The 24,936-nt window shown below is 38.9% G+C and carries 24 protein-coding genes and 1 riboswitch; of the genes, 9 read left to right on the top strand and 15 right to left on the bottom strand.

Annotation, left to right across the window (positions count from 1 at the left end; genetic code table 11):
• The first annotated feature begins 71 nt into the window (after positions 1 to 71).
• Together IAE20_RS07175 and coq7 are read left to right on the top strand one after the other, a co-directional pair.
• Positions 72 to 1,391, top strand: coding sequence for an MFS transporter (locus IAE20_RS07175; RefSeq protein ID WP_200460135.1), 1,320 nt, complete (start codon positions 72 to 74; stop codon positions 1,389 to 1,391).
• A gap of 4 nt (positions 1,392 to 1,395) precedes the next feature.
• Positions 1,396 to 2,031, top strand: coding sequence for a 2-polyprenyl-3-methyl-6-methoxy-1,4-benzoquinone monooxygenase (gene coq7 / locus IAE20_RS07170; RefSeq protein ID WP_200460134.1), 636 nt, complete (start codon positions 1,396 to 1,398; stop codon positions 2,029 to 2,031).
• A gap of 33 nt (positions 2,032 to 2,064) precedes the next feature.
• Here coq7 and IAE20_RS07165 read toward each other — a convergent pair whose 3' ends face one another.
• The 12 genes from IAE20_RS07165 to IAE20_RS07110 form a co-directional block, all read right to left on the bottom strand.
• Positions 2,065 to 2,622, bottom strand: coding sequence for a DUF2799 domain-containing protein (locus IAE20_RS07165; RefSeq protein WP_200481934.1), 558 nt, complete (start codon positions 2,620 to 2,622; stop codon positions 2,065 to 2,067).
• 82 nt (positions 2,623 to 2,704) lie between these two features.
• The gene (locus tag IAE20_RS07160) at positions 2,705 to 3,409 is read right to left on the bottom strand and encodes a response regulator (protein ID WP_200481935.1); all 705 of its coding nucleotides are present in this window, start codon (positions 3,407 to 3,409) and stop codon (positions 2,705 to 2,707) included.
• 8 nt (positions 3,410 to 3,417) lie between these two features.
• Complete coding sequence (locus IAE20_RS07155; RefSeq protein ID WP_200481950.1) at positions 3,418 to 6,075, bottom strand: sensor histidine kinase; 2,658 nt, start codon at positions 6,073 to 6,075, stop codon at positions 3,418 to 3,420.
• Between the two features lie 57 nt (positions 6,076 to 6,132).
• The gene (kdpC, locus tag IAE20_RS07150; protein ID WP_200481936.1) at positions 6,133 to 6,729 is read right to left on the bottom strand and encodes a potassium-transporting ATPase subunit KdpC; all 597 of its coding nucleotides are present in this window, start codon (positions 6,727 to 6,729) and stop codon (positions 6,133 to 6,135) included.
• A gap of 10 nt (positions 6,730 to 6,739) precedes the next feature.
• Complete coding sequence (gene kdpB, locus IAE20_RS07145) at positions 6,740 to 8,761, bottom strand: potassium-transporting ATPase subunit KdpB (protein ID WP_200481937.1); 2,022 nt, start codon at positions 8,759 to 8,761, stop codon at positions 6,740 to 6,742.
• A 13-nt stretch (positions 8,762 to 8,774) separates the two neighbouring features.
• The gene (kdpA, locus tag IAE20_RS07140) at positions 8,775 to 10,472 is read right to left on the bottom strand and encodes a potassium-transporting ATPase subunit KdpA (protein WP_200481938.1); all 1,698 of its coding nucleotides are present in this window, start codon (positions 10,470 to 10,472) and stop codon (positions 8,775 to 8,777) included.
• Between the two features lie 282 nt (positions 10,473 to 10,754).
• The gene (locus tag IAE20_RS07135; RefSeq protein ID WP_200481939.1) at positions 10,755 to 11,210 is read right to left on the bottom strand and encodes a 2-amino-4-hydroxy-6-hydroxymethyldihydropteridine diphosphokinase; all 456 of its coding nucleotides are present in this window, start codon (positions 11,208 to 11,210) and stop codon (positions 10,755 to 10,757) included.
• On the bottom strand, positions 11,167 to 11,547 hold the full coding sequence (gene folB / locus IAE20_RS07130) for a dihydroneopterin aldolase (RefSeq protein WP_200460127.1): 381 nt from the start codon (positions 11,545 to 11,547) through the stop codon (positions 11,167 to 11,169). The genes IAE20_RS07135 and folB overlap by 44 nt, the downstream gene beginning before the upstream one ends.
• Before the next feature lie 17 nt (positions 11,548 to 11,564).
• Entirely contained in the window at positions 11,565 to 12,863 is a 1,299-nt protein-coding gene (locus tag IAE20_RS07125) for an ABC1 kinase family protein (protein ID WP_200481940.1), read from the bottom strand.
• Positions 12,864 to 12,910: 47 nt separating this feature from the next.
• Positions 12,911 to 13,651, bottom strand: coding sequence for a HesA/MoeB/ThiF family protein (locus IAE20_RS07120; protein WP_200460286.1), 741 nt, complete (start codon positions 13,649 to 13,651; stop codon positions 12,911 to 12,913).
• Between the two features lie 188 nt (positions 13,652 to 13,839).
• Complete coding sequence (gene ppa / locus IAE20_RS07115) at positions 13,840 to 14,379, bottom strand: inorganic diphosphatase (protein WP_200481941.1); 540 nt, start codon at positions 14,377 to 14,379, stop codon at positions 13,840 to 13,842.
• 1 nt (position 14,380) lies between these two features.
• Entirely contained in the window at positions 14,381 to 14,701 is a 321-nt protein-coding gene (locus tag IAE20_RS07110) for a DUF190 domain-containing protein (RefSeq protein WP_200481942.1), read from the bottom strand.
• Positions 14,702 to 14,889: 188 nt separating this feature from the next.
• Positions 14,890 to 14,956, bottom strand: a riboswitch (Fluoride riboswitch).
• Positions 14,957 to 15,130: 174 nt separating this feature from the next.
• Between IAE20_RS07110 and IAE20_RS07105 the strand changes: the two genes are divergently transcribed.
• The 5 genes from IAE20_RS07105 to IAE20_RS07085 all read left to right on the top strand — a co-directional run bounded on the left by IAE20_RS07105 (position 15,131) and on the right by IAE20_RS07085 (position 20,385).
• On the top strand, positions 15,131 to 15,436 hold the full coding sequence (locus tag IAE20_RS07105) for a hypothetical protein (protein ID WP_200460123.1): 306 nt from the start codon (positions 15,131 to 15,133) through the stop codon (positions 15,434 to 15,436).
• 246 nt (positions 15,437 to 15,682) lie between these two features.
• Complete coding sequence (locus IAE20_RS07100; RefSeq protein WP_200460122.1) at positions 15,683 to 17,056, top strand: ABC1 kinase family protein; 1,374 nt, start codon at positions 15,683 to 15,685, stop codon at positions 17,054 to 17,056.
• Between the two features lie 244 nt (positions 17,057 to 17,300).
• Positions 17,301 to 18,584 (top strand): acyl-CoA dehydrogenase family protein, encoded by a 1,284-nt coding sequence (locus IAE20_RS07095; RefSeq protein WP_200460285.1) that lies wholly within the window; start codon positions 17,301 to 17,303, stop codon positions 18,582 to 18,584.
• Positions 18,585 to 18,599: 15 nt separating this feature from the next.
• Positions 18,600 to 19,805 (top strand): acyl-CoA dehydrogenase family protein, encoded by a 1,206-nt coding sequence (locus IAE20_RS07090; RefSeq protein WP_200481943.1) that lies wholly within the window; start codon positions 18,600 to 18,602, stop codon positions 19,803 to 19,805.
• Between the two features lie 94 nt (positions 19,806 to 19,899).
• The gene (locus tag IAE20_RS07085) at positions 19,900 to 20,385 is read left to right on the top strand and encodes a GNAT family N-acetyltransferase (RefSeq protein WP_200460284.1); all 486 of its coding nucleotides are present in this window, start codon (positions 19,900 to 19,902) and stop codon (positions 20,383 to 20,385) included.
• Positions 20,386 to 20,467: 82 nt separating this feature from the next.
• Here the strand turns inward: IAE20_RS07085 and IAE20_RS07080 are convergent, their stop codons facing one another.
• Positions 20,468 to 21,691, bottom strand: a complete 1,224-nt coding sequence (locus tag IAE20_RS07080; RefSeq protein ID WP_200481944.1) for an alkane 1-monooxygenase — start codon at positions 21,689 to 21,691, stop codon at positions 20,468 to 20,470.
• A gap of 186 nt (positions 21,692 to 21,877) precedes the next feature.
• Between IAE20_RS07080 and IAE20_RS07075 the strand changes: the two genes are divergently transcribed.
• Positions 21,878 to 22,813, top strand: a complete 936-nt coding sequence (locus tag IAE20_RS07075) for an AraC family transcriptional regulator (protein ID WP_200481945.1) — start codon at positions 21,878 to 21,880, stop codon at positions 22,811 to 22,813.
• Between the two features lie 2 nt (positions 22,814 to 22,815).
• Here IAE20_RS07075 and IAE20_RS07070 read toward each other — a convergent pair whose 3' ends face one another.
• On the bottom strand, positions 22,816 to 23,124 hold the full coding sequence (locus tag IAE20_RS07070) for a hypothetical protein (protein ID WP_200460118.1): 309 nt from the start codon (positions 23,122 to 23,124) through the stop codon (positions 22,816 to 22,818).
• Positions 23,125 to 23,691: 567 nt separating this feature from the next.
• Entirely contained in the window at positions 23,692 to 24,027 is a 336-nt protein-coding gene (locus IAE20_RS16770) for a hypothetical protein (RefSeq protein ID WP_227610903.1), read from the bottom strand.
• 583 nt (positions 24,028 to 24,610) lie between these two features.
• Here IAE20_RS16770 and IAE20_RS07060 point away from each other — a divergent pair.
• A complete protein-coding gene (locus IAE20_RS07060) occupies positions 24,611 to 24,829 on the top strand; it encodes a hypothetical protein (RefSeq protein ID WP_200481674.1) in 219 nt (72 codons plus the stop codon).
• The last annotated feature ends 107 nt before the right edge of the window (positions 24,830 to 24,936 follow it).

Here is a 24,936-nt window from a genome sequence, read left to right as displayed (position 1 = left end):
CATACATGATTTTCAAGGCGCTTTAACAAATTGATCACATTTCTTAATAAATCGCAATGAAGTTTTAAAAAATGAAAAATGATAGCAATCTCATGACATCGCGTCGATTTTTACCCATGTTCTTAACGCAATTTTTTGGCGCGTTAAATGACAATGTCTATAAGCAAGCACTTCTGTTAGTGATTACCTATGGTCTAATTAGCCAACAATCGGCCAGTATCAGTACGTTAAACAATCTGGCAGCTCTGTTGTTTATCTTGCCTTATTTCATTTTTTCTGCGACTGCAGGACAAATTGCAGATAAATATGAACGTGCCAACTTAGTTCGTGCGATTAAAATTCTTGAAATTATCATCATGCTTATCGGCTCCCTTGGTTTTATCACAGGACATCTGATTTTACTCATGTTCGCGTTGTTCCTTATGGGCATCCATTCCACATTTTTTGGTCCAATTAAATATGCAATTTTGCCTGAAATTTTAAAGCCCAACGAACTTATGTCGGGCAATGCCTTATTTCAATCTGGGACATCGATTGCGATTTTGTTAGGCATGATTCTCGGTGGCGCGGTGATTTCTTCATCCGATGGCAATTTAACTTGGATTAGTATTACTGTTGTCAGTATTGCTGTAATTGGTTATTTTTGTAGTCGATTTATTCTTCCCCAAAAAATCGCTGAACCTGATTTACAAATTGATTGGAATTTCTTTAGAACTAGCTTTCAAACCATTCAATATGCCAAAAGCATCCCTTTAATTTTTACCATCTTGTTGGGTAATTCATGGTATTGGTTTTATGGCGCGACTTACTTGACTCAAATTCCGCAATTGACCCAGCAAAATTTGCATGCTTCAGAAAATGTTGTGAGTTTACTTCTGACTTTCTTCTCGGTAGGAATTGGTGCCGGTTCATTACTCTGCCGTAAAATTGGAGGTTCAGAACTAAATATAAAAATGGTTCCCATTGGAGCTGTAGGTCTGACATTATTTGCATTCTATCTTGCAGCAAGTTTGGCTTTTGTTCCTGAAAAAACAGGTGCCCTACTTTCATTAACAGAAATGTTTACTTCCGGTTGGGTGTATTACCATGTGATGCTTGCAGTCACACTTTTAGGTATTAGTGGCGGATTTTATATTGTCCCCCTTTATGCCATGATGCAAGCCTATTCACCTCGTTCCCATCGTGCTCGTGTTGTAGCTGCAAACAATATTTTGAATGCTGTATTCATGGTGTCATCAGCGGTATTCTCAATTTTAATTTTAAGTATTTTAAAAATTGACATTAAAATTCTTTTTATCATTACGGCTGTCTTAAGTGCTATTTTTTCATTTTGGTTGCTTCGTAAGTTACCGCCTATGTTAAATTCAGCACAGGATTCTCTGGAGGATTAATTCCATGCGTCACTATACTGGTATCGACCGATTGATCAACTCTTTTGATCAAGCACTAAGAAGTCTGGTTCCTGGGGCAACAGCCGCTCATCGCAGTAATCCAGCTGAACAGTCTGATGCACCACTGACAGTCAGTGATGCACGTCATGTGGCAGGTTTAATGCGAGTCAATCATAGTGGTGAAGTCTGTGCTCAAGCGCTTTATCATGGACAAGCTTTAACTGCAAAACTGCCCAATGTACGCCATGAAATGGAACAAGCTGCTATTGAAGAACAAGATCATTTGGCTTGGTGTGAAGACCGTTTAAAAGAATTAGACAGTGTGCCAAGTTTACTTAATCCTCTCTGGTACAGTCTTTCATTTGGTATGGGGGCCATTGCTGGCATTGCTGGCGATAAATATAGTCTGGGTTTTGTTGCAGAAACTGAGCGTCAGGTCAGTGCGCACTTGATCGATCATTTAAATCAATTGCCAGTTTACGATCAACGTTCAAAGCGTATTTTAGAACAAATGAATGAAGATGAATTGCATCATCGTGATACAGCATTACATGCAGGGGGCGTTGATTTGCCTTTTCCTGTGAAAATCACCATGACAGCAATTTCAAAACTAATGACCAAAACCAGCTATTACATTTAATCTAAAAAAGCCCTCAACATTGAGGGCTTTGGGTTATTTCAATCCATGTTGATATTTGAATTTTTCCAGATCCCGAATTGCATCACGATAATCACGGTTTATACGATCTGAATCATTTTGTAGGTCTTTGAGTAGTTTACGATAACGCTCACGATCTTCTGGCTTGAGCTTGTCATCATAAGATTTACGGGTATAGTCTTTAAAATTATCTTGATAACGCTCATATTCATTTTCAGCATTATAATAATCATGCGCAACCTCATAATAAGATCTTAATTTACTACGAGCTTCCACTGGACAGACTTGATAGTTGCCATTGCCTTTTAAAGCTTCATAAAAAATATAATCAGGTTGGCAATAGTAACCTTGCCCCTTTCGATAGCCTTGTTCGTATTGTGATTGATTAGGCACAATATTAGCTTTTGAACAGGCCTTATAATATTGATCTAACCGTCGTTCTTGCCCATTTGAACCATCTTTTTCACCCACAACCGCCCAATTCGCAGTTTTACATTCATCTAGCGTCATCGCTGCACAACTTGAAAGCAATACTGGCAAAATAGCCCAGCATAAATTTATTATTTTCATCATTAGCCCAAACTAAAGGTAATATTAGATATATTAAACAACTAGAATCATTATGGCATAACGCATCAAAAATCCAGAATATTAACTAAATAAATCTTAGACCAACTCCAGCCACTGTCTCAATATATCTGGGTTGTAATGCATCATCATTCAGTTTGCTACGAAGTTTTGCCACTAATATCCTTAAATAATGTGTATCTTGCTGATGAGTCGGTCCCCAAAGTTCTTTGAGTAATTGTGGCTGGGTGATAAGTTGACCTTGATGCTTTAACAATAACGCCAATAATTGAAACTCTTTACGACTTAGATTAATCAAATTTCCCTGCATAAAAACCTGATGTTGAGCTAGATCAACTTTTAAATTTCCATCATCAAAATCAATGTAATCCTTTGTACTACTCTTTGCCTGTGAGCGTAAGATTACTCGAATACGAGCCATGAGTTCAGGCACACTAAATGGCTTGGTCATGTAATCATTTGCACCTGCATCTAATAACGCAACCTTTTCCTGCTCATCGGAACGCACGGATAGAACTATCACTGGGACATTCGACCACGTTCTTAATTCAAGCAAAACCTCACGACCATCCAGATCAGGTAAGCCCAAATCCAGAATTACCAGTTCAGCACCTTGACTCATTAGGACTTCCAGTCCTTTCATTCCATTTTCACACAGAACCGTTTTGTAGCCTTGGGCTCGTAAAGCAATATCCAGAAATTTTCGGATTTGCGGTTCATCATCAATCACGACAATGCGTGTTTCAAGGGAATGAGGTGCAGTATTGTTCATTTTCTTATTCAGACTTGTTCTGGATGAATCGGTAAGCGCATTCTAATCAATGTCCCTTGATGATGGCTACCTGTCGTAGCATCAATAGTTCCCATATGAGCCCCTATAATAGCCTTCACAATTGTTAGTCCTAAACCTGTTCCAAAACGCCCACGATCTCCACGCTCCATCGTATAAAACATGTCAAAAATTCGATTTCGTTCATCCTCAGGAATTCCAGCACCCTGATCTTCTATTTCAATTTGAACAGTATGTTCGTCCCATTTTTTTGTACGAATCTGAATAGCCTGATCCTTCGGAGAAAATTTTGCGGCATTTTCCAGCACATTGAAAATGGCTTGTTCAATCAAGGCAGGATGCACATATAAATTGACCGACTGCGCTGGTTGCTGAAGATCAATTTTTATTTCAGGCATATAACGTTTCAGTCGCTGCGTAGCGGAACCAATAAGTTCATCCACTCCAATCCAGTCCCGATTTAATTTTAGCCCATCATGTCCAAGTCTGGTCATATCTAGCAGATTTTGGATATAACGATCTAATCGCTCACCTTCCATACGTATGGTCTCTAGTAATGTATCCTGATCCTCCTGAGACAAGGCCTGATGATAATTTTTTAAGGTATCCGCCGAACCCATCATCGAGGCCAAAGGTGAGCGTAAATCGTGAGAGACCGAAGAAAGTAAAGCGGAACGTAATCGCTCCGTTTCACTACTGATTTTTGCCTGTTCCAATTCATTTGCCAATTGAGTCCGCAAAATGGACTGAGCAATTTGTTCCACCATTGATTCGATCAAACGTTTTTGTTCAACATTTAAATTTGAAAGCTGGTGTGACAAATTTAACCCCACCACACCCAAATTTTGTTTCTGTGCCAAAAGCGGAATAAACCACCAGTCAATTTGACTAAGGGTATCGGTATATTTACCACAAGCTTGTTGATGTTTTAGGCTCCAGTCTGCTGCAATTTTTTCCTTTTCAGTGAGTTGCTGATTAGAATGGGTTGACATATCTTGCGCAATCATGATCCAGACGGGAAAATTAAACTGCTGTTGAAACGCTTTTTGTGCAATTTGAATGACATCCTCCAGATGCATGGCACTGGATAATCGAGCTGTCACATCCTGCATTCGGCTACTATAAGCATTGGCAGCACGTAAAGATAAAACTTGTTGGCGTAAACGAGAAGCGAGACGACTGGAAATTAATGCTGCGGCCAAAAAAGCAATGACCGTAACTACTCCCTGATGTGCAGAAATCTGAAAGGTAAACCGCGGTTCAATAAAGAAAAAATTATAAGCAAAGAAAAAAAGTAAAGCCGTGATCACGGCAGCCAGCATTCGGGTTTTGGTGGCAACAAGTAACACAGCAACTATAAAAATAATAGATAAATCATCCACCCCTATATAAACTTCCGCAATACGTGCCAGTATGATACTAATGACCGTAACAGCCAGAATTAAAAAGGTTTCTTTTAAACTTAATAAAGAATGATTGAGCTCATGCAATGAGGGTTTGTTTTGCGAAGCATTATTTAAAGGTAATAAAATTAATTCTAAACGCTGATTTTTTTCCAATAAAATTGCATGGATCGCTTTTTTAAAAATATGCGTCAGGCGTGTAGATAATGTATAACCCAACATAATAGAAGAAATGGCTTTTTCTTGAATTGCGTCATTCAAAGTTTGAGCAACTTTAATACCATATAAAATCTCAGTTCGCGCCCCCAGTTGTCGAGCCAATTGAAATGCCTGTTCGACTTCTTTTTGTACTATAGAAGAATTACCCTGTTCTAAATAAAAATGTTTTTGGGCGACATGAACCACTGTCCATGAAATGGCTTTTTTTTCAGCAAAACGGCTGGCTGCCCTGACCAGATATTCAGACTGGCCACGTCCATCAATCGCGACCATCATCTCATTTTTTAATGGAATCGATCTTGTTCCTTGGGCAAGGTAAGTTTCCCTCAGATCCAAATCGACATGTTCCGCAACGAATTGCATGGCCAATTCACGTAAGGCCGTCAGATTTTGAACACTAAAAAAGCGCTGTAAAGCAGATTGGGCCTGATCAGGTAAATAAACTTTACCTTGCTGTAGTCGTTCAATCAATTCATTGACTGGTAAATCGATTAGGCGAATGTCCCGAATCCGATCAAATACCCGATCTGGCACAGTTTCCGATACACGAATACCCGTCAACTGATATACCACATCATTCAAACTCTCTAAATGTTGAATATTCATGGTGGTAAAGACATCAATACCGGCATCTAAAATTTCATTGACATCTTGCCAGCGTCGTTCATGACGACTATTGGGAATATTACGATGTGCAAGTTCATCAACCAAGATAATTGCTGGACGTAAGGTTAATATGGCGTCCAGATCCATTTCATCAAAATATTGCTCCTTATAAAGAATATGCTTACGCGGCAATATATTCAGCCCTTCAGTCAAAGCAAGCGTTTCAGCACGTCCATGTGTTTCCACAATACCCACTTTAATATCAATGCCTTGTCGTATCAGTTCCTGCGCGCGGCTCAACATGGCATAAGTTTTACCTACACCCGGTGCTGCCCCCAAAAATACCGTCAATCGTCCAGCCTGATAACGGTTCACATGATTAAGTAATGCTGAGGCCTGATCTTCACGTGCTGTGGTCATATTCATATTTTGCTCAAAAATACATCCCTGTATTTAAATACTGCGATCCCGTTGGTCTTATCGACTAAGTTGATCCAAAGCCAGATTTAATTCAAGTACATTTACACGAGCTTGTCCCAATAGGCCAAATTGTTTTGATTCAGTATGTTGTCGCACCAAATCAGTCAGCTGTATGGCAGAGAGTTGTCTTAACTGGGCAATGCGAGATACCTGCAATTGTGCAGCTTCTGGGCTAATATCTGGATCAATACCACTGCCTGAGGCTGTAACCAAGTCACTGGGAATCTGATTTTTAGCCACGTGATTTTCTTTGGCCACAGCGATGAGACGTTGTTCTATTTTTATCTTTAAATCGGGATTGGTAATAGCAAGATTACTGCCTGACATTGCCATCGGATCATAATTCGCTGCTGAAGGTCTAGACATAAAATAACGGGGATTCTGAAAATTTTGTGCCACCAGCGAAGAGCCCATAATCACCTGATTTTTCACAATCAAACTACCATGAGACTGCTCAGGAAATATGAATTGACCTAATCCTGTAGCGACACTACTGTAGAGCAAACCAAATCCCAACAAGCTAATCAGACTCAAACTAATTGCTGGGCGTAACATTGCAGAAGTATTCTCTATATGTTGTACGGACGATTTCATGTTCTGCTCCTTACCCACCTAAAATATGAACTAAAATAAGATCAATCGCTTTAATCGCAATAAAAGGCAAAATCACGCCTCCCACCCCATAAATCAACATATTACGGCGTAATAACTGAGTTGCTGTTGATGGCTTGAATTTCACCCCACGCAAGGCAATCGGAATCAGCAAGGGAATAATGATGGCATTGAAAATAAGGGCCGCCAGAATCGCATTATCAGGACTGGAAAGCTGCATAACATTCAGTTTTTGCATTTGTGGAATGGTTACTGCAAACAAGGCAGGCAATATGGCAAAGTATTTGGAAACGTCATTTGCCAGTGAAAAAGTAGTTAAAGCCCCACGGGTAATTAATTGTTGTTTCCCAATTTCTACCACAGCCAATAATTTAGTTGGATCAGAATCCAGATCTACCATATTGCCCGCTTCTTTAGCTGCCTGAGTACCCGAATTCATCGCCAAACCAATATCGGCTTGTGCCAAAGCTGGAGCATCATTGGTTCCATCACCCACCATTGCAACCAAATGACCATTTTGTTGTTCTTTGCGGATACAAGCCAGCTTATCTTCAGGACGAGCCTCAGCAATATAGTCATCTACACCCGCTTCTGCTGCAATAGCTGCGGCAGTCAATGGATTATCTCCCGTGACCATGATGGTTTTAATGCCCATTTCACGCAGACGTGCAAACTTTTCTTTAATACCAGGTTTAATTACATCAGATAGTTCAATCACGCCCAAAATATGATGCTGATTGGCAACGACCAGAGGAGTTGCACCTTTGGATGCTACTTGCTCAACGCGCGTTATAAGTTCGGCATCGGGCTGAGGATAGTGTACAAATTTCAAAATAGCATCCAGCGCCCCTTTACGGATTTGCTGACCATTTTCCAGATTGACCCCAGAAATACGCGATGAAGCATTAAACGCGATAAATTCAGCATGTTCAGGTTCATCCGCTTGCAAACCTTGCTCTTTCGCCAATTTAACAATCGATTTTCCTTCAGGTGTGGGATCCGCGAGAGAGCAAACCCATGCTGCCGCTCTTAAATCAGCCTCAGTAACCGAAGTTAAAGAATAAAACGCGGTCGCCTGACGGTCACCATATGTAATCGTGCCTGTTTTATCCAAAAGTAAAACATCAATATCACCTGCGACCTCAACCGCCTTACCCGATTTGGCCAACACATTAGCTTTCAGCGCCCGATTCATCCCTGCGATACCAATAGCAGGTAGTAAACCGCCAATCGTAGTTGGAATCAGACATACCAGCAATGCCACCAATACCACGGGACTGATACTGATATGCAAATAACTGGCGATAAAAGGCAAGCTAAGCACCACCATGACAAAAGTCAGGGTCATCACCATGAGTAAAATGCCCAATGCAATTTCATTCGGTGTTTTCTGACGATTTGAACCTTCGACTAGGGCGATCATTCGATCCAAAAAACTATTACCCGAGTCTGCAGTCACTTGCACAACAATACGATCGGTCAGGACTTTGGTTCCGCCAATTACACCTGAACGGTCCGTACCAGCTTCACGTAATACTGGTGCAGACTCGCCTGTTACCGCTGCTTCATTAATCGTAGCAAAACCTTCAATAATCTCCCCATCGGCAGGAATGAGTTCACCCGCCTGAACCTCAATCAGGTCATTGATTTGAAGTTGTGTTGCAGCAATTTCTTGTACAGTACAGCTTTGTAATGAATCCAGCTTACGTGCCACCAAATTTTGCCGTGCCTGACGTAATGAAGAAGCCTGTCCTCGCCCTCTCGCCTCAGCAATAGCCTCAGCATAGTTAGCAAAAAGAACCGTGATAAATAAGATAATAGTGACCAAACTACCAAACAACCATTCGATATAACCTACCACTGTACTAAACGCAGTAATGAGCGTACCTAACCAGACAATACCCATGACTGGGTTTTTCAGCATGTGTTGAGGAAGCAATTTTATAAATGAACTTTTAATGGCTTCACTACGTTGCTGACTAAGCTGTTGTTGCGATTGAACTTGAGTTGACATAATGTATTCCTCCTTAGCCTAACTGCATACTGAGATAGTCAGCAATTGGCCCAAGGACTAAAATCGGCATAAATTGCAACAAGGTTAAGGTGATCACGATAGCGATTAAGGTCAGTGAAAATGTGGGTGTTTCAACTTTTAGACTGCCTGAAGTTTCTGGTGCCTGACGTTTTTGTGCCAATCGAACTGCAATCATCAATGGAATGATCAAAGCAGGAAAGCGTCCCAGCAATAAAACTATGCTACAACTCAAATTCCACCAGATCGTATTATCCCCTAAGCCCTCAAAGCCAGAACCATTATTGGCAAAAGCTGAAACGTATTCATAAAACACCTGACTAATGCCGTGTGCGCCGACATTACTGATACCTGATATCGCAAGATTGGTCAGCGTGATGGCCGTAAATATTAAAATCACCATTGGTTGCAACAAAATAAGTATTGCTAATAACTTGATTTCCGCAGCTTCAATTTTTCGTCCAAATAACTCAGGTGTCCGCCCTGTCATCAATCCCGCGATAAAAACCGTCAATAAGAGATACACCATGAACTGCTGCAAACCACAGCCAATTCCCCCCCAAATGGCATTGATTAACATATTGCTCAAGGCAATCAAGCCTGTTAATGGCGCAGAGGAATCATGCATCATATTGACAGAACCATTATTCACCTGCGTGGTTAGCGCTGCCCAAAGTGCAGATGACGCTGCACCAAAGCGTTGTTCTTTGCCTTCCATTAAGGTGATTTGATGAGCAGTTGCAGATAAACTTTCTGACCAGATGGCTGCCGTAGCAGAAATTACAGACATCAGTAACATGGTTCCAAATACAAACACAGCCAAGCGTCGACGTTTTGTGAAATATCCCACCATAAAAATCAGGGAAACTGGAATCAACAAAATCGCCAGCATTTCCAAAAAATTTGAAAATGGCGTTGGGTTTTCCAGCGGCACACTACTATTTGGCCCATACCAGCCACCGCCATTGCTACCTAACTGTTTAATTGCCACCATAGGCGCCACAGGACCGAGTGGTATTTTTTGTATTTGTTTTTCTACAGAATGATCCAGTACTTGTACTTCTGGGCCACCCTGAAACGTGGCGGGTACACCTTGCCAGTTCAACAATAATGACCAAATCAGACATAATGGCATTAAAAAACGAACAGTCGGACGAACCATATCTGCCCAGTAATTGCCCAATTGAATAGAATTTGAAGTTAGATTTTCATTACGTTTTTCTTGAAGAAAAAAAGCCCGCAGTGTGGCTACCGCCAAAGCCAGTCCCATAATAGGGGTGATCACTTGAAGCCCAACAATCGCCGTCATTTGCGAGAAATAAGATAACTGCGCCTGACCAGAATAATGTTGCTGATTGGTATTGGTTAAAAATGAAATACTCGTATGCAATGCCAAATCCCAACTCATATTCGGCGCATGATCTGGATTAAGCGGCAGCCCAGCCTGCGTCATAAAAATGGACATGGATAAAACAAACAATACTGAACAGCTTATAAGAAAAGCACTGACATAATGTCGTAGATTCATTTGCTGATAAGGCTGTATGCCTAAAATCTTATAAATAGGTTTTTCGATCCAACTGAACAGTACATCAGATTTCATCGGTTGATATGTCATAACCTGAGCCAGATATTTTCCTAGCGGCCAAGCCAAAGCAATTACAACCCCAATTAATATAATAAGTTCTAACATGATAAAATCTCCTGTTGCAGCAGGAAATTTTCCAACTGAAATTTGAAAAATGTTTGAAGACTTATATGATCTTGCCCTGCGAATGCAGGCCTTAAAATGCTACCGGAATTAACGCTAGACATTATTGCATTCCTAAAAATGAAACGGATTTCCCGAAGTCAAGTATGCGTATAATGTCCGTAAACTCTCCATTGCAGAGAATTTGAGCGGCATAAATTTTGCGTAAATTTTTTAAAAAGGCAAAAAGTTAAAATGATTTCGCCATAACGCCATACCAATTAATTACAAATTAGCTTTTGTTGGCAGATGAAAATTAAATTTAGGAAAATAATAGTCTAGAACCTGAAACGCGGGATCAGGCCAAAGCTCATAAAGTGGAATTTTAACATCTAAGGCCAGTGGTAACTTTTTCGGATTAAATTGCATTTTGTTTAAATCTGTCCCAAATGCGATCAAATCAATATCCAGAGAAATATGATGCGATGGACGAATACGTGCCGATTCTGCCTCTAGTTGCTTCAAGGCTACTTCAATCTGTGATTTAGTTTTGAGAGATTTTAATAAACAGGCTGAATTCCAGTAGTCTGCTCCGACTCCATCGCGGCAAGGAATTTGATAGACATGCGAAAACTGCACTTCGCCCCATGATCGAATAGTTTGATAGGCGGTTTGAAAATGTTGTTCTGGATTAAGATTACTCGCCAGTGCTAGGGCGAAAATCGTTTCGTTGGCGTTCAAGGCGAATTCCTACAGAATTGGCTTCTGCAATAATGGCAGGCTTACGAATGGTAATACGAATAGATACAATCGCTGGAAAGGTATCAAAAAGCACCGTTAAAACGAGCTGAGCCGCATGCTCAATCAGTTTTGGTTGTGCTTTTTGAATGGTTTTTGCAGCAAGCTCACAGATCTGGGCATAGTTTAAGGTATCCTCCAGCTCATCTGAGAGTGCTGCTTTGTTTAAATCAACATGGATGTTTAAATCAAGCATTAAAGGTTGAATAATTTGCCGTTCCCAGCTAAAACAGCCAATTACAGTATTGACCTTTAAACCTTCAATAACAATGGCATCCATGATAATCCAACTCAAAATTAATGTTTAAACAACGATTGTGGCTCTATAGTTTGAACCATTTTCAAACGCTGGTCTGCATAAATATCGGTATAAGGTGCTAGGACGCGCATAAAACGATCAAAATACAGCATTTGTTTAAACAATAAGGCAAAATCACGCGGAAATTTAATTCCATGACGTTCCCCAACTGCCACCATATCTAACATAATATCGTTTAAATCAGACGGCTTAGAGGTCAAAATTTCTTGTGGGTCTGCCAATAACACGCCACTAAATAAACGTTCAAGATCACGTGCCAAAACATTAGTATCAATTTTGGTATGAGTCATGCCCATTTTCAGCATATTTTCAGCCATTGCAGTGTAATCGGTTTTTTGTAAAGCATCCATAAAGGCTAAACAAGCTGTCCAGACTTGAGGATTAAGTTGCCCAACAATACCAAAATCAATGAAACCAATACGACCATCTTCAAGCAACATGAGGTTACCCGCATGTAAATCTGCATGAAAACTCTTGCAAAGCATCAAACTGCCAAACCACGTATTCATCGCGGTAATTAATACCTGTGACGGGTCTTTGGAATATTTTTTTACTACATCAAAATCAGTTAAAGACACGCCATATAAACGTTCCATCGTCAATACACGGCGTGTTGAAAATTGATGATAAACTTTCGGTGCAGTCGCCGCCTGATTATTCGTGATTTGAAGATATTCCACAAAATCATCTAAATTTTGCGCTTCTTCAATAAAATCTACTTCACGTACCATTCTGGTTTTAATTTCATCAACAATTTCTGAAAGTGAAGCAAATTTCACCTTCGGAATCGCTTTTTCCAGCATTTTCGTGGCCCAATGCACCACGTTCAAGTCGGTATATAAAATGGTTTCGACACCAGGTTTTTGTACTTTAATCACCACATTTTCACCCGTGGTCAATTTAGCAGCATGCACCTGTGCAATCGAAGCTGATGCTAATGGTGTTTCATCAATCGAAGCAAAAATTTCACTCAGGTCACGACCTGCAAACTCAGTTGCCAGCACGTCCTGAATATAGCTAAATGGCAAAGTAGGTGTCTGATCTAGACAGCCCTGAAATTCCTCCACATATTCACGTGGAAAAAGTGAAGGAGTGCTAGCAATGAATTGACCTAATTTAATATAAGTCGAGCCCAGAGATTCAAAAGTTTCACGCATAAGCTTGGCATTACTTGGCTTTTCAGTCGCATATTTAATGCCCGCTTTGGCTGCCACCACAGCAGTTTCACCAATACGCGCAACGGAACGTAGCCCGTCAAACAGAATATTTTTTTTCATATCATTCAATGTGATTTAGTTTATCGAGGCAGTGTATCAAACTTCATTTAGTTTACCGATAAACTTGCCTGACAAATTGGACAATTTGTATCTTTTTCAAAATGAAGAATACGTTGTTTAAGAGTTAAACCATCCCAAAGCAAGAGCTTGTTTTTTAAAGGCGTCAAATTTAATCCTAAAAACAGCAAAGTGTGATGCGCTTGTAATGACGCTATCATGACAGGAGTCGTTGCAAGTACGCCTGATTCAGCACAACGTAATCCCTCATCGCTATGTTGTTCTTTAGGAAATAGGCATTCGTAGCAAGCCGACTCTGCATCTACCATAAATAACTGCCCCTGAAAGCCAATGGCGGAAGCACTAATTAATGGAACAGAATGCTTTTTGCAGGCAGCATTGGCTAAATAACGTGTAGTGAAATTATCACATCCGTCTAAAACCAGATCCTGCTGTTGAATCAACTGGTCTACATTCGTGGGATCTAGCCGAACAGTTAAATATTCAATATGAATGTAGGGATTGATTTGCATCAGCCGTTTTGCTAGAACTTCTGCTTTATACTGTCCAATATCGTCAGGTGTAAACGCTATTTGTCGCTGTAGATTACTCACTTCAATAATGTCTGCATCAATTATAGTGAGTTTCCCAACACCTGCACGAGCCAATAATTCTGCACTCGTACAACCTATTCCACCTGCACCGATAATCAAAACATTTGCCAGCTTCAACCGTTCCTGAGCGTCTATATCCCAACCATCCAGAAGAATCTGACGACTATATAAATGCATTTCGCTGTCACTGAGTTCCAGCTCAGAATTTAGCTGATCATTCACTTATTTATGCTCATCACTATTTAACTATTGTGTATTATAAAAAGAATAGCGCGTCATTTAATATTTTATTTTATCTAATTGAATTTTAAAAAAAAGAACAAGGGCTGCCCAAGCAGCTCCTGTTTTATCAAATATAGAATGTCTTAAATATCTTCATGGGGCTCATAAGCCGCGACGGATTTTCTGATTTCTTCCTGTGCCTCAGCCAAGTCACCCCAGCCTCTAAATTTAACCCATTTCTCAGGTTCAATGTCTTTGTAATGTTCAAAGAAATGCTGAATACGCGCTAGACTCGAAGATGGTAAATCGTCCAGACTCTGAACCCCTTCATATAAAGAACTAAGTTTACTATGCGGCACAGCAATAATTTTCGCATCAATGCCGTGTTCATCTTCCATATACATAATGCCCACTGGACGACTGCGAATAACACTACCACTTACTACTGGATAAGGCGCAAAAACCAGTACATCCAATGGATCACCATCATCACTTAATGTTTGCGGAATATAACCATAATTCTCAGGATAGCTCATGGCGGTAAACAAAAACCGATCTACAAATAATGCATCAAACTCTTTATTGACTTCATATTTAATCGGCAAGCTATCTTTAGCAATTTCAATGATGGTATAAAAATCATCAGGAGGATTAATCCCTGCCCTTACATTTTTAAAGCTCATTTTATTCTCCCGACCCGATTACGCCAAACTCCACATTAAGCTTCACATAAAATAATTCAAGCTCAATTTCTTTTAGATAAGCAAATAATTGCTCAGACTCTTGTGCCGTTAATATAAACTGAATCAAAACCGGCTGATCCACCATTTCAAAAAAACCTGCTGAATGAAACTTACCACGATGATCCAGCCCTTCACGACCATTAACCACGGTAGCACCACGCAAATTCATTTTTTTTGCGACATCCAATAACCAGCGATGAATCGGGATGCCCTCCTGAGTCACGCTTAATTGGGAATAGAAAGTAATTTGATATCCTTGCATTTTTTCTCGCTCTTTTTTTAAAGTTAAAAGTCTGCTCTTTTTTGAATAAGCGTCATAAATGCAAAGGATGAAATATTTTAAAGCCCCGTATAGGAACACTTTTTTTAGCAATAAAGATAAATATTATTTTCATTATTTACTCCAATTTTGAAAATCAGAGTAAGCACCTACGCCCTCTGATCTATCAGAAGTTCGTAGGCATCATTAGTCATTATGACGGTTTGTATAAGGGGGAATGCCATCCCCTTTTATGGTCATTAATATAGCAAAAAAAAGAAAATGTGGAGAACTTTTCACTATTCAATAACAATTTTTATCGCTTTAAATTTGTACTTTCATGAAATTGCTTTAAACTAAATTTCTAATGAAAGTCGCTTTTATACGTGATTTCTCCCCCTTCCTTTTTACTTTGTCATATAGTTTGAGTCAATGAGTTATAAACACAATAATCTTTTAGCAATGCGTGAAAACTACTGGAATGATATTGATTCCAGTCATGTCATCGCGGAGAAACAATTTTTTTGTAACACTCTGAATGAGTATGGGATTTTTGAAAATGCCACATTAGAAGATGCTAAATATTTTTTCTTCACGCTGCCCAGCATTATTATTGTTAAAGGTTATGCGCTAGGTTTTATGCATAAAACCGTTCAGACTATGATTGATCAGCATATTTTGAGTCATGTTGAACAACTTAAGACGCGACAACTATTTAAAATTCAATTTCGCCAATAACAACCTTAAATTTATTGAGGACTCTTACGACAATTTTTTGGCTGAATTTAACCCTAAATCAGATCATCGTCTGCATTAATTTTGAGAATATATTGTTCTCTTCGCTATATAAATGAACATTTTTTGTACTTTTCTGATGTTTCGGATAAACATTCTTTCTCTCTAACTGTTTTAATACGGTCATAGCATGTAATATTCGCTACTATGATAATCATTGACTGTGCATGACTTTAGCAAGGATTTTATATGTCTGATCAGAACGATAAGCTCAAGAATCTAAAAACATCTTCTATGGATCGACGCTTATCTATCGCTAAAGCCTCATTGCTGGCGGGTACTCGCTGGGCAACGGCAAACGCATCTTCTCTTTTCTCAAGTGAAGAAGAAAAAGAGAAAAAACGTAAAAAAGCGATGGCTGAACAGGCAAATTATCTGGTTTCAGAAATCGGTAAGCTAAAAGGTTCTATCGTCAAAATTGGGCAAATGATGGCTCTTTATGGCGAACATTTTTTACCTGACGAAATTACTCAAGCGTTAAATACACTAAATAATCAAACTGTTGCCCTCGCGTGGCCTGCGATAAAAGAACATTTGCAAGAGCAACTAGGTGATAAAATTCATGACCTTACTATTGACCATGAACCCATTGGTACAGCTTCACTTGCTCAAGTACACCGCGCGACTCGTAAATCAGATGGCTTAGAACTGGTCTTAAAAATTCAATACCCGGGTGTTGCTGAAGCGATTGATTCAGATATGAGCTTATTTAAAAATATGCTCAAGCTTACTCGTATGGTGCCTCAAACCCGTGAATTTGATCAATGGTTTGAAGAAGTTCGTGAAATGATGCATCGTGAAGTTAGTTACGATATTGAGGCAGCCACCACACGCCGTTTTGCTGAACGCCTTAAAAGTGATCCGCGTTACGTAGTTCCACATATTATCGATACTTATTGTACCGACAAAATTTTATGCATGACCTTTGAACGTGGTGTGCCCATTAACAGCCCCGTTATGCTCTCACTTCCTCAAGAGCGCCGTAATCTGCTCGGTGAAGCTTCACTTGAAATCGCTGTTCGTGAAATTTTTGAATGGGGTGAAATGCAGACCGATCCAAACTTTGGTAATTATCTGGTACGTCTAGGTGATGGCAATGAGATCAAAGATAAAATTGTCTTACTTGACTTTGGTGCAATCCGACAATTTGATGATCATCTACTGAATGTCGCCCGCAATTTAATCAAAGCTGGCTATCAACATGATGCTGATGCCATGGTGAAAGCCATGACTGGATATGAGTTTTTTGATTCGATTCCACAAAGCATTAAACCAGATATGGCCAAAGTATTTTTACTGGCGACAGAAGCGTTTAGCTGCCCTGAAAATAATCCAGAAATGCCTGAAGGTCTTATGGATGAACATGAACGTTATAACTGGAAAAAAAGCCAACTGCATAGTCGCGTGATGCAGCAAGCCAGTAAATCAATGGCTTCTCGTTTTTTTTCAGTTCCGCCCAAAGAGTTTATGTTTATTAGTCGCAAATTTATCGGTGCCTATACGTTTATGACTGTGATTGATGCACGAACCAATGTTCGGCATATGATCCGTGAATATGCTTAAAACCGCCCGCAATGTTCACTGACTAGGCTATGAATTTGTCAGCCTAGTCAATTTATCACTTTACTGCCCTTTGCTTGTTTATAATTTTTATATAAAATTCATTCTATTAGCCTTATTATGTCCTTTTAATTCTCCATTTATCTGCCTGAAATATCACTGTCAACACTGACATGGTTTTTTGATTTGAGGCATGTCAGCATAAAAACAATAACTAAACTGCGAAGGATGCAGCACAATGACCAATATGGTGAATAAAGCCCAGGGTTTTGGACTTTCATTACTTACAAAAATGGCTTCCAGCGATCTACTCGATCAATTAAAGCTACGCAAATTTGTCGAAAAATCACTGTATCAAGGTTCAAAAACTGGATTTAAGGCGCTTACGCATACCCAAAAAGCATTTAAACCTCAAAATATTGATCGTCAACGCTTACCTAGCCAACAGAAAAATCTATTCGATCTTAGCCTGACTGAAGAACAGCAAATGACGGTCGAGGCAATGTCTCAATTTGCACAAGAGGTTTTGGCTCCACTTGCACATCAAGCTGATCATGATCATAAATTTCCAGAAGAGTTATGGCAATACATTGAAGATTTGGGACTAAACTACTATGCGCTGCCAGAAGCATTAGGGGGTGTTGCTGCAGAACAAAATATTGTCAGTAATATCCTGATTGCTGAATATCTCGCAAAAGGTGATTTTAGCCTAACCGCAGGCTTGCTGAGTACATTTAGCGTTATTAATGCGCTTACACGCTGGGGATCCACGGAGGTACAATCAAAGTATCTGACTGCTTTTGCTGAAGATAGTAATATCAAAGCCACCTTTGCCGTACAGGAAAATACTCCCGCCTTTAATCCATTTAAACTCAAAACCAAAGCCACTCATGAAAATGATCAGTTTTATATTACAGGTGAAAAGACCCTTGTAATTTTAGGTGAAACGGCAGATTTACTTCTTGTGAGCGCAGATTTAAATGGTCAAGCTGATCTTTTCGTGGTTGAACGTGAAGACAGCATTCAATTAAAAAATGCTTCAGCAATGGGACTCAAAGCAACAGAAACCGTCACTTTAATTTTTAATAAAACCCCTGCTATACGCTTAGGCGATCACGAGTTTGACTACAGTACATTTATAGATCTGGGAAATCTGATGTGGTGTGCGATGGCTGTAGGTACGTGTGAAGCTGTTAAAGCATATTGCATTACATATGCCAACGAACGTACTGCTTTTGGGGAACCTATTTCTCATCGTCAAAGTGTAGCGTTCATGATTGCGGACATGGCGATTGAAATTGATGCTATGCGAATGTTGATTCTAAATGCAGCTAGTTTGGCTGAAACAGGCAAGCCATTCCATCGTGAAGTCTATCTGGCTCGTTTACTTTGTGCGGAAAAGTCCATGAAAATCGGGACAGATGGGGTACAAATCTTAGGTGGGCATGGTTTTACCAAAGAACATCCCGTCGAGCGCTGGTATCGCGATTTGCGCGCAACAGCGATATTACATTCTGGCCTGCATGCTTAACTGGAGAAAAATAAAATGAATTTACAAAATCCAAAAAAATTTAAGATGTTGGTAGATCAGGCACACGAAGTTGCAAGAAATGTTCTACGTCCGATTTCCCGTAAATACGATAAAGCGGAACATGCTTATCCCAAAGAACTGGATATGCTTGCTTCACTGATCGATGGCATGAATGAAGGGGGTGAAGGCATCAATGCTGGCGCAACAGGTGCAGGAAAACGCGGTGAACAGCAAAATGAAGGTGTAAAAAACGGCACCAATATGTCTACAGCACTTGGCATTATTGAAATGTGTTATGGCGATACAGGCTTATTGTTAAGTATGCCACGTCAGGGGTTAGGAAACTCAGCAATCGCAGCCGTTGCCAATGATGAACAGCTTGATCGTTTTAAAAACACATGGGCTGCTATGGCAATCACAGAACCGGGTTGTGGTTCTGATTCAGCTGCAATTCGAACTACCGCGACCAAAGAGGGTGACGACTACATCCTCAATGGTGAAAAAATCTTTGTAACTTCAGGTGAACGTGCTGACTCAGTGGTTGTTTGGGCTACACTGGATCGCAAATTAGGTCGTGCAGCAATCAAATCCTTTGTAGTCCCCAAAGGTACGCCCGGCATGAAAGTTGAACGTTTGGAACATAAGTTAGGGATTAAAGCCTCTGATACAGCTGCGATCAGTTTTGTTGACTGTCGTGTTCCTGCGGCTAATCTTCTGGGCAATGCTGAGGTCGACGTAGCCAAAGGCTTTGCAGGCGTGATGGAAACCTTTGACAATACCCGTCCATTAGTTGCAGCAATGGCCGTTGGTTGTGCGAAGGCTTCGTTGGAACGCATTAAGGAAATCTTTAAAGATAAACTCGAAGCGGACTATGCAACCCCGTATCTACAAACCTCAAACCTTGCAGCTCAAATTTATCGTATGGAAGCTGAATGGGAGGCTGCGCGCTTGCTTACCTTAAAAGCAACATGGATGGCAGATAATAAAAAGCCGAACTCTAAGGAAGCATCTATTGCCAAAGCAAAAGCAGGACGCATTGGTAACGAAATTACCCTAAAATGTGTCGAATTAGCAGCAAGCGTAGGTTACAGCGAAGATGAATTATTGGAAAAATGGGCACGTGATTCAAAAATTCTAGATATTTTTGAAGGAACACAACAAATCCAACAGCTCATCATCGCTCGCCGTGAATTAGGTAAATCATCAAGTGAATTGAAATGATATTGAACTAGGATTTATTGGGAATTAATCAACTTGAGTGGGATCTGAATTTGGGCTAGATTCGATCCCACTTTTATTTTATTTCAATGTATCCATGTATTCTATACGCCAGATTCAAGCTCAGGATAATTCTGACATTGCCCGCATTATACGTGAAGTTTCCAAAGAATATGGGCTGGCAACAGATGCCGGCTTTGCCGTTTCGGACCCCATTTTGGATCAACTTTCTAAAGTTTATAACCAACCCAATAGCCAATATTGGGTCATTGTAGACCAAAATCAAAATGTACTGGGCGGTGGCGGCATTTCACCCCTATTGGGTGATGCGACATTACTCGAAATCCAAAAAATGTATTTCTTACCTGTTTTGCGTGGAAAAGGCTTTGCGAAGAGGCTTTTACAGCAATGCTTTGATTTTGCCAAAGCCCAAAATTTTACTGCCTGTTATCTTGAAACGACAGCGACACTCAAAGAAGCTATCGGATTATATGAACAATTAGGTTTTCAACACTTAACTCAACCTCGCGGTCAAACAGGTCATAGTCATGCCTGTGAAATCTGGATGCTTAAAACGCTTTAACTACGAATCTAAGCCTATAAAAAAAGCCCTAACTAAGTTAGGGCTGTTCAAAGGAAATTAAAATTAAGAAAAATTAACGGTTTTAGTTTGTTTCAGTTTGCAATGATTTATCCACCAAACCGAACTTGGCAAACAGTTTTGCGCGACGTTTTGGATAAATGTTGGCTTTATTTAAATCGCCTTTATAGTGATTCAGAACACGTTTATCCATCATCTTAAACCAAAGTGGTGGAATCATGGCAGGAAGCAACATACTGGCATAACCACTTGGTAACTCTGGCGCTTCGTCAAAATGACGCAATGCCTGAAATGGGCGGGTTGGATAGGCATGATGATCTGAATGACGTTGTAGTTGATACAAGAATAAATTAGTCACAATATTATTGTTGTTCCAGCTATGCTCTGGCATGGTTCGTTCGTAACTGCCATCCGCTTTTTTCTGGCGTAACAACCCATAATGTTCAATATAATTAATAATTTCAAATAAACTAATGCCATAAAAAGCTTGAGTGGCTAAATAAGGAATGACCCCCTTTCCAAATAATTTGACCATAGACGCATGAAACGTTGCACTCATTGCCCAGCCTTGTAATAGTTCATTGTCTTTCGACCAAAACTCTTTGCCCTTACGCTTTAAGCGTGCAGTTTCTATTTCAATCGCAGATTTAAAAGATCCGATTACTGTACGAGGCCAAAACTCATAAAAAGTCTCGCCCATTTGTGAAGACGCTGGATCTTCAGGGGTCGCAGCGCGTTTATGGTGTCCATAAGGGTGTTCAACGCGAAAATGATTATATCCTGTTGGCACAAGCGCCAAGTGAGATAAAATATGATCTATTCGATCAGATTTATGGCTTAATTCATGCGCGGTATTAATTGCAATACCGTTAATCGCACCCATGGAGACGCCCAATAAAATCTTATCGATAAAAGAAGTCTGTTTACGGCTGGCAATATAACAGGCATAAACGTTTGCAGCATATTGTAAAGGAATAAAACTTTTTACTAATTTGGAATAATATGGATCATTTTCAAGCAGTTTAATATCATCATTAGTTGGGTTATTGGCATCTTTCCCAATCATGGTATCAATAGAAGGAATGATCACATGTAATACAATTGGGCCACCCAAAGCAAAGATTTTTTTGAGGGGACGTGGAGAAAACTGATAACCCGCTAAAATACCAATGCCAATAACGGGTAAAGCTGGGCCCAACATCCATAAATAGCGTTTACGATCCAATTGTAGCTTTGACTTTGCAGCCATGGCGACTAATTCTTCTTGAACTTTTACTGGAGCATTCATATTTTGCATCCTTTCTTTCTTGATATCTGTATCTTGTTGAATTTATACTTTGAATGACAGTTGCATGCGTCCAAAAAACCTATGTAAAAGTCTTTGGCATTTTCGACCATTTTTTTGTCCTAAAATCACATTTTTAGTCTAAACCTTTTGCCTATCAATACTGGAAATAAGAAATTTAAAACGAATATGGATGCATTAAGCAAAATTTTTGACGATATTCATTTAAATAAATCTGAATATATTTATATTAAAGCGCAGGGAGAATGGTCATTTTCCATGCGAGAACAAAATGCTGTTATTGCTCATATTATATTAATGGGATCCGCTCATTTTAAGATTGATGCAAATACAAGTTTAACGGCCCAAGCAGGAGATATTGTCCTGATTCCATCAGGAAACGCACACCATGGTTCGCATAGTAATGAAAATAAATTAATTGATAGTTTAGATATAAGCAATTTTTTTAAAGGTCACCGTAATGATGCTATTGAAATTGGAACTCAATCTCCTGAATCTGCATTAGTATTTACCGTACGTTGTCATATTGATACATTGATGGCGCGTCCGTTACTTAATGCCCTTCCTTCTTATATTCATATCCATCATGCGATGAGTTCAACTGGCCCTGAATGGTTAAGAGTCGGTCTATATTTTGTGGCACTTGAAACTCAGCGCATTCAACCTGGACGTGATAAAATTTTTGACCATTTGATGACTATTTTATTAATCGAATGTGTGAGGGATTATATTACCCAGCTCGATGACCAAAGCTCTTGGCTGAATGCTCTAAGCCATCCCGAACTTTCCAATGCATTAGCCGCAATACATGGTAGTCCAGAACAACCCTGGACCGTTGAAACCTTAGCAGAACAATGTTGTATGTCTCGTTCAAAATTTGCCAACCTGTTCCAAAGTATTATTCAGGAAACACCTTTAGCTTACCTACAACAGCATCGTTTACGTCTTGCCAGTCAATTATTAAGAGAAAGCAACCTTACCATTCAAAAGATTGCAAATAATATCGGCTATTCTTCGGAAACAGCATTCAGTCAGGCTTTTAAACGCCAATTTGATCTTTCTCCCAAACAATATCGACAAAACTATTTGGCGACTATTGAATAAAACTATTCTGGAGCTAGACAGCGATCAAAATATGACTTAGCAAATGCTTGAGTTGCTTGTTCTTTAGCAGTATCTGTATTTAACTGTTTTTCCGAATATGCATCTTCAACAATATCCATATAAAAAGCTTTGGTGTCTTCGGATGTGAACTCTTCTGAAATGCGTTGCTGTGTGGAATATGGAATGCCCTCTTGGCGTTGTTGCATCACTGCCGCAGCAACTTCGGCAATCTGCTGACACTCCTGATCTGGAGTTAACGCAAAAGCAAAACTTGGTACGCTTAAACAACCAATTAACAAGGCTCTTAACATCTCAATCCTTTATCAAAAGTCTTTACTCTTACCCAAACGTTTTAGAATAAAAGTTGACGTTTGGTCATCAAAAATAGTTGCGAAATAATATATTTTAATTGTTTTTAAAACATCTCTTTTTTATCATTTATTAGCGCTGTCTGTCTCTACTGTGAGAGGCTGCATAATGCATTTCATTCCACTTTGCTCGAAGATTTGTAAAATATTTGGAGCAATGCCCTGAATTTCGCCCATTGCATCAAATTTATGGTCTGCTTTGTATACAAAAAACGTATTCCTTTATTTCTTTGAAAGTGCCCCCACCATTTTATAAATGGCTTATTTAATGTCTAAACGATGCTTTTCATATGGACCTCATTAATTGAAATAAAAAGTAATTTAATCAAATTCTTTGCAAAAAATAATAGTCTAGTAACTAAATTCAGGGTTAAGCAGTTTAGAATTATAAAGTGTATTATTTTTATTAGTGATATCTAAATACAAACATCCTAAATTATTTTAAATGAGCCTAATTAGTGCCCAAAATGAAAAATCTAGCCTATGAAATGGAACTAAAAAATTAGCGTATCACTCCATTTTTATAGGCTGACTGATTTTTATCTGCATATTTTTCAACTTTGGCATCATCGTTGTTATTAAAAAATAGACTAACAGGGTGACTAGAAACATTAATACAACCTCCATAGTCTGGCTGATGCACAACATCGCACCAAAAAATAAACTAAGTAAACTCAAACATAATTTTAGTTCTTTAAAATATAAGGTAATAAAAGTGCCAAATATGATCGCTGATACCACAAGATTTAGAATTTTGATAAATCCAAGATAATTTAAAAAAATAATAAGCAGGCATAAAAAAACAATAGATAATAAAAATATAAAGATATTTTTTATAATAAACATTTATGACACCTACTCGCTTATTGATTAAATAATTATCTCTCCTCTTTCCCCAAAGAGGAGAGATATTGACACATCAATTGATTATTTGAGATTCTTTTCTATTATTTAGATGATTTATATTAATAAAGATATCTTTATTATTTTTTCCAGATCTCTTATTTAACATTCAGCGTTCTATTTAATAGTTAAGATGCCTTTTTGATGTGCTGAATCGAGTATAGTTTTATAAGACTTCAAGGAAATAAGCTTTTGGCTTACAAGATTGTGAGAAATAACTTACATTTGTATATTAAACAATCAATTTTTACAAAACATTTATTATGTAAAATAAATATATATCAAAGAGTTAAAATCGTTTTGCAATAAATTTTAGATTTCTTTGATTAACAAAACACAACATGCCATTTACAGTAAATTTCATCTATTAAAAAAATTTGGTGTCTGTTTTTTATTTTCTATCTACCTAAAAAAAGATTTTCTCTTTGTGTTTTAAAATTTGATCAATCATCAAGTCTCTATGTTGACTTAAACAGTGCGCTCAAGTAGAACTGGTTTTATCATTTTTTCGGCCTTTAGGTTCACAATGGCAAAACGTAAATATAGTAAAGAGCTCTTTAATGTAAGACGCATTAACCGCCAATGGTGGGTCATTCGAGTGGCTCCAGAATCGGGCTGCTTAGAAAAAGTTGAGGTGACTAAAACCCGTAGTCAGGCAAATCAATACGCCGATGACTATACCGAAAAATATTATGTCGATTTATATTTAAAACAACAACTTGAACAACAGAAAAAATCAAACTAATTTTTAATTTTGGTATTGGATTCATTCCCATACCAAAATAATACCGCCTGATTAAGCTAATTCTACTTTAAATAAATTTATGTATATTTTTATAATATTAATACGAT

The sequence above is a fragment of the Acinetobacter sp. S54 genome, from assembly GCF_016624945.1.
Classification (GTDB): domain Bacteria; phylum Pseudomonadota; class Gammaproteobacteria; order Pseudomonadales; family Moraxellaceae; genus Acinetobacter.
This window is presented reverse-complemented; position numbering and strand designations above follow the sequence as displayed.

Coding starts and splice junctions, on each gene's coding strand:
- IAE20_RS07095 (WP_200460285.1), top strand. CDS start 17,301: ATGGTGAATAAAGCCCAGGGTTTTGGACTTTCATTACTTACAAAAATG.
- IAE20_RS07080 (WP_200481944.1), bottom strand. CDS start 21,691: ATGAATGCTCCAGTAAAAGTTCAAGAAGAATTAGTCGCCATGGCTGCA.
- ppa (WP_200481941.1), bottom strand. CDS start 14,379: ATGAGCTTTAAAAATGTAAGGGCAGGGATTAATCCTCCTGATGATTTT.
- IAE20_RS07125 (WP_200481940.1), bottom strand. CDS start 12,863: ATGAAAAAAAATATTCTGTTTGACGGGCTACGTTCCGTTGCGCGTATT.
- IAE20_RS07175 (WP_200460135.1), top strand. CDS start 72: ATGAAAAATGATAGCAATCTCATGACATCGCGTCGATTTTTACCCATG.
- IAE20_RS07070 (WP_200460118.1), bottom strand. CDS start 23,124: ATGTTAAGAGCCTTGTTAATTGGTTGTTTAAGCGTACCAAGTTTTGCT.
- IAE20_RS16770 (WP_227610903.1), bottom strand. CDS start 24,027: ATGTTTATTATAAAAAATATCTTTATATTTTTATTATCTATTGTTTTT.
- IAE20_RS07085 (WP_200460284.1), top strand. CDS start 19,900: ATGTATTCTATACGCCAGATTCAAGCTCAGGATAATTCTGACATTGCC.
- folB (WP_200460127.1), bottom strand. CDS start 11,547: ATGGATGCCATTGTTATTGAAGGTTTAAAGGTCAATACTGTAATTGGC.
- IAE20_RS07120 (WP_200460286.1), bottom strand. CDS start 13,651: ATGCATTTATATAGTCGTCAGATTCTTCTGGATGGTTGGGATATAGAC.
- IAE20_RS07110 (WP_200481942.1), bottom strand. CDS start 14,701: ATGCAAGGATATCAAATTACTTTCTATTCCCAATTAAGCGTGACTCAG.
- IAE20_RS07090 (WP_200481943.1), top strand. CDS start 18,600: ATGAATTTACAAAATCCAAAAAAATTTAAGATGTTGGTAGATCAGGCA.
- IAE20_RS07075 (WP_200481945.1), top strand. CDS start 21,878: ATGGATGCATTAAGCAAAATTTTTGACGATATTCATTTAAATAAATCT.
- IAE20_RS07060 (WP_200481674.1), top strand. CDS start 24,611: ATGGCAAAACGTAAATATAGTAAAGAGCTCTTTAATGTAAGACGCATT.
- kdpB (WP_200481937.1), bottom strand. CDS start 8,761: ATGTCAACTCAAGTTCAATCGCAACAACAGCTTAGTCAGCAACGTAGT.
- IAE20_RS07105 (WP_200460123.1), top strand. CDS start 15,131: ATGAGTTATAAACACAATAATCTTTTAGCAATGCGTGAAAACTACTGG.
- kdpC (WP_200481936.1), bottom strand. CDS start 6,729: ATGAAATCGTCCGTACAACATATAGAGAATACTTCTGCAATGTTACGC.
- IAE20_RS07155 (WP_200481950.1), bottom strand. CDS start 6,075: ATGACCACAGCACGTGAAGATCAGGCCTCAGCATTACTTAATCATGTG.
- IAE20_RS07100 (WP_200460122.1), top strand. CDS start 15,683: ATGTCTGATCAGAACGATAAGCTCAAGAATCTAAAAACATCTTCTATG.
- coq7 (WP_200460134.1), top strand. CDS start 1,396: ATGCGTCACTATACTGGTATCGACCGATTGATCAACTCTTTTGATCAA.
- IAE20_RS07165 (WP_200481934.1), bottom strand. CDS start 2,622: ATGATGAAAATAATAAATTTATGCTGGGCTATTTTGCCAGTATTGCTT.
- kdpA (WP_200481938.1), bottom strand. CDS start 10,472: ATGTTAGAACTTATTATATTAATTGGGGTTGTAATTGCTTTGGCTTGG.
- IAE20_RS07160 (WP_200481935.1), bottom strand. CDS start 3,409: ATGAACAATACTGCACCTCATTCCCTTGAAACACGCATTGTCGTGATT.